The following is a 12,793-nucleotide window of genomic DNA, read 5'->3' as shown; positions in this document are numbered from 1 at the left end:
GATCAACAAGCACAACTTTCATCCAAGAAAACTGAGCCAGATTCTTGACGCGGGACAGGTTTCGGCTCCGGTGGGCAGGTGGCGCGGGTGGCGGGTGGCTCGCGCGGGTCCGCCGGGAGCGGCGGCGCGCGGCTGGCCGGGGGCTCCTGGCGCAGGCTGGGAGCCGGTCGGCCGACCGGCCGAGAGCCGCTACGCCACTCCGGTCGGCCGGGAGCCGTCGCTCCCGGCCGATCGAACCTCACCGCGGCACCCCGGCCAGCTGGGAGCCGCCAGTCCGGCCGATCGAACCTCACCGCGCCACCCCGGCCAGCTGGGAGCCGCCAGTCCGGCCGACCGAACCTCACCGCGGCACCCCGGTCAGCCGGGAGCCGACAGTCCGGCCGACCGAAACCACCGCCTCGGCCAGCCGAAGCCCTCGCCCAGCCAGCGGAAACCTCATCCGCACCAGCCAAAAGCCTCAGCCTCAACCAGCCGGAGCCCTTCACCCCGCCCAGCCGGGAGTCTCGCCCGCCCCGGGGGAAAGCCCTCGCCCAGCCAGCCGTAGCCCCTCACCCCACCCAGCGGGGAGCCTCCCCGGCCCGGGGGAAAGCCCTCGCCCAGCCAGCCGTAAGCCCTCCCCGCCTGACCCGAGCCCCACTCCAGCCACCCCGACCCCCCACCCCACCGGGCCCGAACCCCTCAGCCCAGCCAGCCTTCCAGCCACCGCGTGTGCACCGGCCCGCCCGCCAGCTCCGGCAGCAGCCGCGCGTGGAGCGACGCCGTGGTCGGGACGCCTTCCACTCGCAGCTCCGCGAGCGCCTGCCGCGCCCGGCTGAGCGCCTCGTCCCGCGTCGCGCCCCAGCAGATCAGCTTTGCGATCATCGAGTCGTAGAACGGGCTGATGCGGTCGCCCGCCACGAAGCCCGTGTCGACCCGCACGCCGGGGCCACCGGGCAGGTCGAAGCGCGTCAGCTCGCCGGGCGCGGGGCGGAAACCGGCGTCCGGGTCCTCCGCGTTGAGCCGCAGCTCGACCGCCGCGCCGTCGAGCACGATGTCCTCCTGCGCCACGGAAAGCGCTTTCCCATCGGCGATGCGCAGCTGCTCCGCCACCAGGTCCAGCCCCGTCACGCACTCCGTCACCGGGTGCTCCACCTGGATCCGCGTGTTCATCTCGATGAAGTAGAACGACCCGTCGTCCGCCAGCAGGAACTCCACCGTCCCCGCGCCCCGGTAGCCGACGTGCCGCGCCAGCCGCACCGCCGCCTCCGCGATCGCCTCGCGGACCTCCTGCGCGAGACCCGGCGCCGGAGCCTCCTCGAACAGCTTCTGCCGCCGCCGCTGCACCGAGCAGTCCCGCTCGTAGGCGTGCACGACGCCGCCGTGGTCGTCCGCCAGCACCTGCACCTCGATGTGCCGCGCCCGCTCCAGCAGCCGCTCCAGGTACACCGTGCCGTCGCCGAACGCCGCGGCCGCCTCCGCCTGTGCGGTCGGCAGTACGTCCGCCAGCTCCTCCGCCGACGCGACCGGGCGGATGCCCCGGCCACCACCGCCGGCGGCGGCCTTGACCAGCAACGGAAAACCCACCTCGGCGGCCGCGGCCTCCGCGGCCGCCAGATCGTTCAGCGGCCCGCTGCCGGGCACCACCGGCACCCCGGCCTCCTCCGCCATCCGGCGTGCGGTGGCCTTGTCGCCCATCTTCTCGATCACGTCGGCCGGCGGGCCGATGAACGTGAGCCCGGCCTCGGCGACCCGGCGCGCGAAGGCCGCGTTCTCCGACAGGAAGCCGTACCCCGGGTGCACAGCGTCCACATCGGACTGCCGAGCCGCCGTCAGCACCGCATCCGCGTTCAGGTACGACTTCCCGGCGGGAGAACCGCCGATGTGCACCGAGTCGTCGGCGAGTTCGACCCACCGCGCGGCCTTGTCGGCGTCGGAGTAGGCGGCCACCGCCTCGACCCCGGCCTCGTGGCACGCGCGGATGATCCGCAGCGCGATCTCACCCCGGTTGGCGACCAGAACCCGCCTCATGCCTCGACCTCGGCGATGTCCTGGCCCATCGCCACCTCGTCGCCGTCGTCGAGCAGGAAGCGCTTCACCGTCCCCGCCTCCTCGGCCTTGAGCTCGTTGAACGTCTTCATGACCTCGATCAGCGCGATCGTCTGCCCCGCGGTGAAGGCCTGGCCCTCCTCCACGTACGGGTCCGCGTCGGGCGAGGGGCGGCGGTAGAACACGCCGGGCATGCTGGCCTTGATCGTCGACATGGGATAACTCTCCTTAGCTGACAAGGGACTTGATGCGGTCGAGCCGGGCTCGCCGGTCGCGCCGGGCGGCCAGCGCGCCGTCGAGGTCGACGGGCTCGAACGAGACGACGTCGCCGGTCTTGGCCTGCGCGATGCGGTCGCGGTCCGCGGAGACCACGGTGCCGATGGTCGCGTAGCCGCCACCGGTCACGGCGTCGTTGAGCAGCACGATCGGCTCGTCACCGCCGGGCACCTGGATCGACCCGACGGGGTAGCCGAGGTCGACGACGTTCGCCGGGTCGCTGCCCGCGCCGAAGGGCTGCTCGCGCTCGACGAAATCGAGCTTCCCACCGCGCAGGCGGTAGCCGACGCGGTCGGCGTCCTTGGTGATCTTCCACTCGGTGCCGAGGAACGAGTCCATCCCGGACTCCGTGAGCCGGTACGAGCACAGCCCCACGACCGTCCGAAGTGGAGTGACGGACGGGAACTCCGGCCGCAGTTCCTCGGGTACGCGGACGCCGGGACGGGCGGCGGTCGGCTCGCCCAGCGGCAACCGGTCGCCGTCGGCGAGCTTGCGGCCCTGGAAACCGCCCAGCCCGGTCAACGTGTACGTCGAGCGGGAGCCCAGGTACTCCGGCACCGCCACGCCGCCGCTCACCGCGATGTAGGGCCGGGCGCCCGCGGTGATCATCGAGAACGACAGCACGTCACCCGCGCGCACCGCGAAGGACTCCCACGTCGGCACGGGCTCGCCGTTGAGGCTCAACGGCGCCTCGGCACCGGTCACCGCCACCACGCGGTCGTCGGTGAACTCCAGCTTCGGCCCGATGTAGGTGGCTTCCAGCGTCGCGGCGCCCTCCGGGTTGCCGACGAGGAGGTTCGCCGCGCGGTGGGAGTACTGGTCCATCGCGCCCGACGGCGGCATGCCGATCTCGTAGAACCCGTCGCGCCCGGCGTCCTGCACCGTGGTGAACAGGCCGGGGGAGTGCACGATCAGTTCGCTCATCGGTACAGCACCTCCAGCAGCTCGCTGTTGAGCGCGTCGGGGTCGGCGAGGAAGGCGGCCGGGCTGAAGCCGTACTCGCGGATGCGGTAGGCGAACGTGCCCGCCTCGACCTCGCCGCGGATCCGGTCGAACTCGGCGCGGTCGATGGCGCGGTACCGGAAGATGTCCCCGGCGCGGGGGAACACGATGCCGTCGCGGAAGTCGGGCAGCGTCTGGGAAACGTCGAGCACGGGTGCCGGGGCGATGCCGAACAGCTGGTAGCCGCCCGCGCCACGCACCGGGTAGACCACCGAAAACGCGCCACCGTAACCGAAAGCGCGCTCCGGGGTGTCGGTGCGCGGGCGCACGTACTTGGGGACCTCGATCTGCCGTTCCCTGGGCACCATCTGGTAGCAGAACGGCAGTCCCGGCACGAACCCCAGCATCGTCACGAGGTAGGGCGCGCCGGACAGCGCCTCGATCAGCTGCGGCACGCCGGGGTAACCGTTGATGCGCGCCGCGTACTCCAGGTCGGTGGACTCCGGGTCCTGGTGGCGGTCGCGGAAGCGCAGCAGCGTCTCGCGGGTCCACGGGTCGTCGTAGAGCACGGGCACGTCGACGATCCGCGTCGGCAGCACCTGGTCGGCGCTCAGCGAGCTCGACGACTCCTCCAGCGAGCGCAGCAGGTCCACCAGTTCGGCGGGGTGCAGCACGTCGGGATCGAGGCGGATCAGGTAGGACGCGTTGGACGGGCAGACGTCGATCACGCCGGGCACGGCCCGCTCGCGCAACGCGGCGGTGATGGTCATGGCCTTGAGGTTGGCCTCCAGGCTCATCGCCTGGTCGATCTCGACGAACACGAACTCGTCGCCGCCGTGGGAGTAGCGGGCGGGCGGCAGCGCCAGGTCGGTCGTGGGCACGGCACCCTCCTTCCGGGTTGCGATCACCTTCGCCGTCCCGCCCCCGACGCGCTATTGGACGTTCCGGACAGGTACCCGTGCCGCCGTTGGCCAACCCGGCGAATTGCCGCCGCCGAGCCCGGCTCCCACGCTGGGGGCATGAAGAAGCTGATCGATCTGAACGCCGACGCCGGGGAGGGCTTCGGGCGGTGGCGGCTGGGCGACGACGAGCACCTGCTCCCGCTGGTCAGCTCGGTGAACGTGGCCTGCGGCTGGCACGCGGGCGACCCCGCGACGATGCGGCGCTCGGTCGAGCTGGCGCGGGACGCGGGGATCGCGCTGGGGGCGCACCCCGGGCTGCCCGACCTGGCCGGGTTCGGCCGCCGGTCGATGGCGCTCTCGCCCGCCGACGCGGCCGACGCCTGCCTGTACCAGTACGGCGCGCTCCGGGGTTTCGCGGACGCGCTCGACGTGCCGGTGGTGCACGTGAAGCCGCACGGCGCGTTCTACGGGCTCACGCTGCGTGAGCCGGAGGTGGCGGACGCGATCGCCCAGGCGTGTGCCGCCGTGTCACCCGAACTGATCGTGGTGCTGCTCGCGGGCCCGACGGCGGAACGCGCGGCGGCGGCCGGGGTGCGCGTGGCCCGCGAGGCCTTCGCCGACCTGGACTACGACGACGAGGGCCACATCATCATCGAGCCGAACCCGGTGGCGAAGGACCCGGCGGCGTGCGCGCAGCGGGTCGTGGACATCCTGTCCGGGCACGTCACGGCGGTGTCGGGCAAGCGCGTCGAGGTGGACGCCGACACGATCTGCCTCCACGGCGACCGCCCGAACGCGGTGGAGATCGCGCGGGCGATCCGGGAACGGCTGGCCGCGGAGGACGTGCGGGTCGCGCCGATCGCAGAGGTGCTGGCGGCGCGTTAGGGCCGCCACGCGGCCGAGGCGGCGGCGAGGAAGTCGTCGAGCGGCGTCGGACGGCGTCCGGTCAGCTGCTCGAACCGGGCCGGATCGGCGGCCAGCCGCATACCCCGCTCGGCGATCTCCCCACCGACGGCCGAGATGTGGCCGGCCATCGCGACGTTGACCGTGTCGTCGCCCCCAGCCGACAGCGCCACCAGTTCGTCGTGCCACTCGGCCACCGAGACGGGGCGGTGGTCGATGGTCCGGCCGAGCAGCTCGGTCAGCTTGCCCGCGACCTCCGGGTAGCTGAACATCTCGGTGCCCGCGAGGTGGTGCACCGTGCGGCCGGCGAACCGCTCGGGGTGCAGCAGGGCGGCCGAGGCGAGTTCCGCGGCGTCACGGCCGCTGATCCACGACACGGACGCCCGGCCGAAGGAGTTCCGGATCCGGCTTTCATCCCGGACGGACCGGGTGAACAGCAGTTTCAGGTTCTCGTGGAACTGCGCCGCGATCCGCAGGACCGTCAGGTCGAGGCCCGCCCACGCGAGCACCTCCTCGGCCAGCCACTGGGCCCGGCCCAGCGCGCTGGGGTGCTCCGGGGTGGCCGGTCCCATCGACATCACGACGACCCGGGGCGGGGCATCGGTTTCGCGGGCGGCCGAGGCCAGGTTCGCCGCCGCGGGCACGATGCCCGAGTCGATCGGGTAGGCGAAGTACACCAGCGGGACGCCCCGCAAGGCGGGGATGAGGCTGCGCCGGTCGTGCAGATCTCCGATGACCACCTCGGCGCCCAGCGCACGCAGTTCCCGCGCCTGTGCACCGGGCCGCCGGGTGAGCACCCGCACCGGGCGGCCCGCTTCGAGCAGCCGGTGGACGACGTGGGCCCCGGTGCCGCCGTGGCGTCCGGTCGCGCCCGTCACGAGCACGGGGCCGGCCGGTGTGTTCGGTTCTGTTGTCACTGGATCCCTACCTGGTGAAGACGAGGGCGGTGTTGTGCCCGCCGAAGCCGAAGGAGTTGCTGAGCGCCGCTTCGAACCGCAGTGGTCTCGGGCGGTCGCGGGTCACGTCGATGTCCAGACCGGTTTCGAGGTCGGCCAGCGTGGGTGTGGGCGGCGCCGTCTGGTGCGCGAGCGCCAGCACGGTGGCGACGGCCTCGAACGAGCCTGCCCCGCCCAGCAGGTGCCCCGTCATCGCCTTCACCGCGGACACGACGGGGGCGTGGGTCCCGAAGACGGTGCGGATGGCGCGGGCTTCGACGACGTCACCGGCCGGGGTGGACGTGGCGTGGGCGTTGAGGTGACCGATGTCGCGGGGGGACAGCCCGGCGTCCTCCACGGCGGCCCGCATGGCGCGGATCTGCCCGTCCCCGTTCGGTTCGGGAGCGACCATGTCGTGCGCGTCGGAAGTGATCGCGGCACCGGCGAGGGTCGCGTAGGGGACCCGCCCGCGTGCACGGGCGTGCTCCTCGCTCTCGATGAGCACAGCCGCCGCTCCCTCGCCGAGGACGAACCCGTCCCGTGCGCGGTCGAACGGGCTGGAGGCGCGCTGTGGCTCGTCGTTGCGGGTGGACATCGCGCGTGCCTGCCCGAACCCGGCCATCGTCAGCTCGTTGACACACGCCTCGGTGCTGCCGGCGACGACGACGTCCGCCCGGCCTAGCCGGACCAGGTCCAGCCCGTGGGCGATGGCCTCGCCGCCCGTGGCGCACGCGCTCACGGGCGACAGGGCACCGGCCCGCGCGTCGAGGTCGATGCTGACCGCGGCGGCGGCACCGTTGGGCATCATCATCGGCACCATCCGGGGGCTGAGCCGCCGCGGGCCGTGGTCACGCAGGGAGCGGTGGTTGGCGAGCAGCGTGCCGACGCCGCCGATGCCCGTGCCGATGATGGCGGCGACGCGGTTCGGATCCACAGTGGACACATCCAGCCCCGCGTCGGTCCAGGCTTCCCGCGCCGCCACGAGGGCCGCTTGTTCCGCCCGGTCGAGCCGCCGCGCGGCGACGCGGTCCAGCTTGGTGGCGGGATCGACGGCCATGCGGGCCGCGAGCCGCGTGGGCAGGTCCTCCGCCCAGTCCTCGTCCAGGAGCGCGATGCCGCTGCGGCCGGCGAGCAGTCCCTGCCAGCTCTCGGGCGCGCTCGCGCCGACCGGGCTGATGGCCCCCAGGCCGGTGATGACCGCGCGCCTCACGAGCGGGCCGCCTTGCGCCGGCCTTCCGCGCCGTAGCGCCTGCCCCACTCGTCCATCGCCCGCAGCACGGGGACGAGCGCCTCCGCGGCCTCGGTGGGCAGGTAGCGCTCGCGGACGCGGGAACCGGGCTCGCGGTAGCTCTCGCGGCGCAGGATGAGGCGCTGCACGAGGGTCTGCAGCCGGTCGCTGAGCACGTCGTGGCTCAGGCCGAGAGCGGCCCGGATCTCGGAGAACTTGGTGTTCCCGGCGAGCACCTCCCTGACGATGAGGAGCGACCATTTCTCCCCGATCTGGGCGATGCACAAATCCGCGCCCCGGTAGAGCCCTTCGGAGGCGCCGTCGGACCCGGCGGGGGTGGCACGAGAAGTCATGGCGCAACTATAGTGCATCTAAATCCTGGATCCGGAGCCAGGAGTGAAATGCCGCGCCGGCGAGGAGGTACGTCATGACGGGTGATCCCCGTAGCGAGGACCCGGCGCCCGGTCTGATCGGCCGGGACGACCTGCTCGGCGAGCTGCGCGGCTTCGTCGAACGGTCCCGCCACGAAGGGGCCGCACGCGTACTGGTCGGCGAGGCGGGGGTCGGCAAGACGGCGCTACTGGACGCGGCCTGCGCGTTCGCCGAGGAGACCGGGACGAGAGTGCTCCGGGTGGCCGGTGCCGAGTTCGAGGCGGAAATCGGGTTCGCGGGTCTCCACGCCCTGCTCGCACCGCTGCGGAACGCGCTGGACGAGGTCGGCCCGGACCTGCGGGACGCCGTCCTCCTCGCGCTCGGACTGCGGAACGGTCCTGTCCCACGCCCGCTCGTGACGTACAGCGCCGTACTCGAACTGGTGACCCGCGCCAGCGAGGACCGGCCCGTGCTGTTGTGCGTGGACGACCTGCAGTGGCTCGACAGGGCGAGCGTGGCCGCGATCGGGTTCGTGGCGAGACGGGTGCGGGGCACGCGGACCGGGGTGCTCGCCGCCGAGCGCGCGGCGCGCGCCACCGTCCTGGACGGCGGTGGCATCCCCGTGGTCCCCGTCCACCGGCTGCCGCGGGAGCACGCGCGGGAACTGCTCGCCCGCCGCCACCCCGCCCTGCCCCCGCGACTGCGCCGGCGCGTGCTGTCGGAGGCCGACGGCAACCCCCTCGCACTGCTGGAACTCGTCAGATCCGTGCCCGACTTCGCGGATCCGCTGGCCCACCTGCCGACGGTGATGCCGCTGACGTCGAAACTGGAACGGGCGTTCGCGGTCCGGACCACCGGACTGCCTGTCAGGACCCGGGAGGCGCTGCTGCTCGTGGCCGTCGCCGGGAGGCCCGACGTCCGGAAACTGGTACGCGGCGGTCTGCCGGTCGACGCCCTTGCGCCGGCGGAGTCGGCGGGGCTCGTCACGGTCGACCGGGAGTCGATGACGGTGGCGTTCGGCCATCCCCTCATCCGCTCGGCGATCGTCCGCTCGGCCGCGCCGGCGGACGTGCGACGTGCACACGCCGCGATCGCGACCGGACTGGACGACGACCCGGTCAGGCAGACCTGGCACCTCGCGGAGGCGGCCGTCACGCCGGACGAGGGCGTGGCGGGACGTCTCGAACTGGCGGCGCGCGGTGCACTCGCCGGAGGCGACGCCCCCGTGTCCACCGCTCTGCTCGCCCGCGCCGCCCGGCTGAGCCCTCTCGGTTCCGCCGCGGCCCGGCGGCTCGCCCAGGCCGCGTCCCTCGCCGCGCAGGTCACGGGCGATCTGGGCGCCGCGGCTCGCTTCCTCGACGAGGCACGCCGGCTCGATCCGTCGATCACGGCTTCGCTCCACGGGGCGTCGGCGGCGGCCTACACCATGGTCAACGGCGACGGAGACATCGACTCGGCCCACCGCCTCCTGGCCGCGGCCGTCGAACGGGAGTTGCGGATACGGGCGGCCCCGGACCACGAACTCGGCGAGGCGATGACGACGCTGCTCTTCCTCTGCTGGTGGGCGGGGCGGGAGGAGTACTGGACGTCCTTCGAGCGGGCGCTCGCCCGGCTCGGGCCGGACGCGCTGCCCCTGCTGGGAATCCAGAGTCCGGCGTTCACCGACACGGTGCGGCGGGGCGCGGAACTGCGGGCGCGACTGCGGGAGCTGATCAGCAGTCACGTCGACGAGCACGAGCCGGCCCAGATCATCCGCCTGCTGACCTCGGCCGTCTACGTCGACATGGTGGCCGGTTGCCGCGAGGTGGCGTGGCGGCTCGTCGAGAGCGGTCGCGGGGACGGCGCGATCCGGTCGGGCCTGGGGGCGCTGATGCTGTTGTGCCTCGACGACTTCGCCTCCGGCCGGTGGGAGGAGGCAGAACACCTCGCGGAGGAGGGGATCGAGCGCTGCCAGGCCCACGGTTACCGGTTCCTCGTCTGGTACTTCCTGTACAACAAGGCTCTACTCGCCGCGGTCCGCGGGAACGTCCCGGCGGTGCGCGAGTTGACCACCGAGCTGGACCGGGTGGCCCGCGCCCGCAGGGCGGCCACACCGGGGCACCACGCCGCCCACGCCCGCACCCTGGCCGCGATCGCCGCCGGGGACTGGGAATCGGCCTTCCGCCACGCCAGCGCGCTCAGCTCACCGGGCGCCTTCGCCCCCCACCGGCCGGTCGCGATGTGGGTGGCCTTCGACCTGGTCGAGTCCGCGCTGAAGACGGGCAGGGGGGGAGGCGGCGCGCGCCCACGTGGCGGCGATCGTGGCGAACGACGTCGCGGCGGTGTCACCCCGCATGGCGGTGAACGCGTGGGCCGCGCGGGCGCTGGTCGCGGAAGGCGAGCGTGCTGCGCGGCTTTTCGAGCGCGCGCTCGCCGTCGAGGGAGCGGACGATTTCCCCTTCGACCTCGCTCGCGTCCAGCTGGCCTACGGCGAACGGCTGCGGCGGGACCTGCGTTTCGTGCGAGCGCGGCAGGTCCTGAACTCGGCTCTGGAGAAGTTCGAAGCGCTCGACGCCGTTCCGTGGGCGGAGCGCACGAGACGCGAACTGCGCGCCGCGCGGGATCCGGGCCTGCCCCGCCCCGTCCTCCTCGCGGACAACGCCCTGACCGCTCAGGAACGGGCGATCGCGGAGCTCGCCGCGGCGGGGTTGAGCAACAAGGAGATCGCCCGGCGCTTGTACCTCTCGCCTCGGACGGTGGGCGGGCACCTCTACCGCGTGTTCCCCAAGCTCGGGATCTCGACCCGGGCGGCGCTGCGGGACGCCCTCGATCGGCTCCCCGGGCCGGAACCGGTGCCGGTGCCCTGAAACCGCCAAGGCGGAGCGCCGCAGCGGGCGGTGCGGCGATCGCCCGCTGCGGCCAGACGATCACCCGTCCGCCGCGACCGGTGTGCGGGGGTTGCGGCGCCGCCACAGCACCAGCGCGGAACTCCACAGCACGGCGAAAAGGACCACGACCACGCAGCCGACCGTGTTCAGGTCCAGCCGTGAAACCCACCGCGAGAACGGGCCGTCGAGCCCGAGTCGCTCCCCGGCGAAGGACACGATCTCGACGGTGCCGACCGAAACGGCGACGACGACCGACACCGAGGTGACCACGAGGTTGTACCGGAGCCTGCGCCCCGGCCGCGCGAAGGCCCAGCCGTAGGCGTAGCGCATCAGCACCCCGTCCAGCGTGTCCAGAAGGGACATTCCTGCGGCGAACAGGATCGGCAGGGCCAACAAGGCGTACCAGGGCAATCCCGCCGTCGCGGTGGTCGCCGCCAGCACGAGCAAACCGACCTCCGTCGCCGTGTCGAAGCCCAGCCCGAACAGCAGACCGAGCGGATACATCTGCCACGGGGCCCTGACGGCCTTGATGACCCGGCCGAAAACCCGGGTCAGCAGACCGCGGGGCGCGGTGTTCGCGGCCAGCTCGGCCAGCTCCGCCGAGCCCCGGCGGAGCCTCCGGTACCGCCGCCACGTCGACAGGAGCAGAACGAGGTTCGCGCCCGCGATGACGTAGAGGAACAGTGCGGACACCCCGGTCCCGACGACGCCGGTCATTTCGTGCAGTACCGAACCGTCGTCGCTCAGTGCCCGTGACAGCGTTCCGGAGCCCAGGGCGAGGACAACGGTGAGCGTCAGTACCACCGTAGAGTGCCCGAGCGAGAACCAGAAGCCGAGCGAGATGGGCCGGCGACCGCCTTCCATCAGGGTGCGGGTGGTGTTGTCGATGGCGGTGATGTGGTCCGCGTCGAACGCGTGGCGCAGGCCGAGCGCGTAGGCCGCGACGCCCAGCGGGACGACTGCGGGGTACGTGCTCAGCAGCAGGCCGGCACCGAGCACGTGCAGGGCGAGAACGACGACGCCGACCACGACGAGGGTCACTGGAGTGCGGTCCACCGGAAAACTCCCTTCACGCACCGGATGTGACCGCGCCGAGGGGAACGTAGGGGAAACGGGACGACGGGCGCGCTGCCACCGACTCCTTCCCGATGCCCAGAGCGACCGGCGTGTTCGCGGCGGTGGAGAACATGACGTCCGGCGCGTTGTCGGTCAGGGCGCGGCCGTTCCACTCGAGGAAGCCGAAAGACGCGGGGCTGCCCACGGTGTAGGGCAGGATGTTGGGCAGGAAGCGCTCGGTGACCCGGCGCGCGTACGCCCCGGGATCTTCCGCCGTTCCGTACGCGGCGACGATACCCGCGATCTTCCTGGTGAGGAGCGGGCCGTAGGTCGCCGGGTCGTCGACCGGGCGGCCCGCGTTCAGGTCGTCACCGAGCCGCTCGTCGAACTGCGTGAACAGCGGGTGGATCATGGGCAGACCCACGCGGTTGACCGACCGCCAGCCGCCGGCGTCCGTCTGCAGGCTCGCCACCGCCCACACGCCGATGCGCTGGCCCTCGCCGAATTCGGTGTCGGGCAGCTCCAGGACGATCGAGTGGACCGTGTGTCCCGCGAAGAGGTTCACGGCCTCGGCGGGAGTCCACGCTCCGAGTTCGACCCTCGTCCCGTCCTGCACCGCGTGACCGACGGCGTGCAGGACGGTCGGTTCGATCCAGAAGGGATCGCCGGCCTTCCCGGCCCAGAGCCGCTCGCCGCCACGTCCGCGCACCTCGCCGCCGGTCGTCCCCTCCGCGATGAGGTCGCCACCGGCGAAGGGATCCCGGGCGTCGGTACCGGTGATCTTGCGCACCGAGTAGCGCTGGTCACCCGAGCTGTCCCGCTCGGCGAACACGAGCCGGTACGTGACGTCCTCGACGGCGTCCCCGTCGAGGTCGATTTTGAACTCGTACATGCCCTCCGGGTGGAAACCGGGGACCGGGGGCTCGCCCAGTGAGTGGGAGACGTCGATGACGAGCGCGGTTCCGGTCTCCCCGCGGAAGACGTACAGATCGGTGATGTCGAGCCGGACGTCCTGACGGGCGAGGGGCGAATCGAGGTGGTGTGACATCGGGTGCTCACTTCCTGTCCGGTGTGGGTTGGCGGGGCCGGAATGGCCTCAGCGCCACCTTCCCGGTCCGATTCCTCCGCGCTCCACGGGCGATTGACCCTGTTCGGTGGCGACGGTGCGGGGTGGAGTCGAACGACTCAGGTCGCCGCCGCTTCCGGCGGGGATCATGGGATCGACGGCCCGGAGAAGAAGATTTTTCATGCCCCGCTACGGCGAACCGTCCACTCGGGACGTGGTGG

Annotated in this window: 11 protein-coding genes and 1 pseudogene; 3 read left to right on the top strand and 9 right to left on the bottom strand. The window is 72.6% G+C overall.

The genetic code is table 11. From position 1 onward, the window contains the following. Positions 1-678: 678 nt before the first annotated feature. The 4 genes from ABFX51_RS37360 to ABFX51_RS37345 are packed head-to-tail and all read right to left on the bottom strand — an operon-like array spanning position 679 to position 4,124. A complete protein-coding gene (locus ABFX51_RS37360; RefSeq protein ID WP_346056618.1) occupies positions 679-2,007 on the bottom strand; it encodes an acetyl-CoA carboxylase biotin carboxylase subunit in 1,329 nt (442 codons plus the stop codon). Further along, positions 2,004-2,240 (bottom strand): acetyl-CoA carboxylase, encoded by a 237-nt coding sequence (locus ABFX51_RS37355; RefSeq protein ID WP_091511405.1) that lies wholly within the window; start codon positions 2,238-2,240, stop codon positions 2,004-2,006. Before ABFX51_RS37355 ends, ABFX51_RS37360 begins: the two co-directional genes overlap by 4 nt. A gap of 13 nt (positions 2,241-2,253) precedes the next feature. Beyond that, a complete protein-coding gene (locus ABFX51_RS37350; RefSeq protein WP_091511403.1) occupies positions 2,254-3,225 on the bottom strand; it encodes a 5-oxoprolinase subunit C family protein in 972 nt (323 codons plus the stop codon). Continuing rightward, positions 3,222-4,124 (bottom strand): 5-oxoprolinase subunit B family protein, encoded by a 903-nt coding sequence (locus tag ABFX51_RS37345; protein ID WP_091511401.1) that lies wholly within the window; start codon positions 4,122-4,124, stop codon positions 3,222-3,224. The genes ABFX51_RS37350 and ABFX51_RS37345 overlap by 4 nt, the downstream gene beginning before the upstream one ends. 138 nt (positions 4,125-4,262) lie before the next feature. Between ABFX51_RS37345 and ABFX51_RS37340 the strand changes: the two genes are divergently transcribed. Beyond that, complete coding sequence (locus ABFX51_RS37340) at positions 4,263-5,030, top strand: LamB/YcsF family protein (protein WP_346056617.1); 768 nt, start codon at positions 4,263-4,265, stop codon at positions 5,028-5,030. Here ABFX51_RS37340 and ABFX51_RS37335 read toward each other — a convergent pair. The 3 genes from ABFX51_RS37335 to ABFX51_RS37325 are packed head-to-tail and all read right to left on the bottom strand — an operon-like array spanning position 5,027 to position 7,564. Then, a complete protein-coding gene (locus ABFX51_RS37335; RefSeq protein ID WP_346056616.1) occupies positions 5,027-5,965 on the bottom strand; it encodes an NmrA family NAD(P)-binding protein in 939 nt (312 codons plus the stop codon). The two genes, ABFX51_RS37340 and ABFX51_RS37335, sit on opposite strands and share 4 nt — an antisense overlap. A 7-nt stretch (positions 5,966-5,972) precedes the next feature. Continuing rightward, positions 5,973-7,193, bottom strand: coding sequence for a beta-ketoacyl-[acyl-carrier-protein] synthase family protein (locus tag ABFX51_RS37330; protein ID WP_091511393.1), 1,221 nt, complete (start codon positions 7,191-7,193; stop codon positions 5,973-5,975). Then, complete coding sequence (locus ABFX51_RS37325) at positions 7,190-7,564, bottom strand: winged helix-turn-helix transcriptional regulator (RefSeq protein WP_177228840.1); 375 nt, start codon at positions 7,562-7,564, stop codon at positions 7,190-7,192. Before ABFX51_RS37325 ends, ABFX51_RS37330 begins: the two co-directional genes overlap by 4 nt. 74 nt (positions 7,565-7,638) lie before the next feature. Here ABFX51_RS37325 and ABFX51_RS39765 point away from each other — a divergent pair. After that, positions 7,639-8,070, top strand: a pseudogene (locus tag ABFX51_RS39765) (ATP-binding protein); the annotation flags it as partial. A gap of 1,801 nt (positions 8,071-9,871) precedes the next feature. Further along, positions 9,872-10,429, top strand: a complete 558-nt coding sequence (locus tag ABFX51_RS37315; RefSeq protein ID WP_346056614.1) for a helix-turn-helix transcriptional regulator — start codon at positions 9,872-9,874, stop codon at positions 10,427-10,429. A gap of 60 nt (positions 10,430-10,489) precedes the next feature. Here the strand turns inward: ABFX51_RS37315 and ABFX51_RS37310 are convergent, their stop codons facing one another. Together ABFX51_RS37310 and ABFX51_RS37305 are read right to left on the bottom strand one after the other, a co-directional pair. Next, the gene (locus ABFX51_RS37310; protein WP_177228839.1) at positions 10,490-11,506 is read right to left on the bottom strand and encodes a HoxN/HupN/NixA family nickel/cobalt transporter; all 1,017 of its coding nucleotides are present in this window, start codon (positions 11,504-11,506) and stop codon (positions 10,490-10,492) included. Between the two features lie 13 nt (positions 11,507-11,519). Next, positions 11,520-12,554: a DUF4331 family protein gene (locus ABFX51_RS37305; protein WP_091511381.1), complete on the bottom strand. Its 1,035-nt coding sequence runs from the start codon at positions 12,552-12,554 to the stop codon at positions 11,520-11,522. Positions 12,555-12,793 lie beyond the last annotated feature (239 nt).

The sequence above is a fragment of the Amycolatopsis dongchuanensis genome (assembly GCF_039542405.1).
In the GTDB taxonomy this organism is placed as follows: Bacteria; Actinomycetota; Actinomycetes; order Mycobacteriales; family Pseudonocardiaceae; genus Amycolatopsis_E; species Amycolatopsis_E sacchari.
This window is presented reverse-complemented; position numbering and strand designations above follow the sequence as displayed.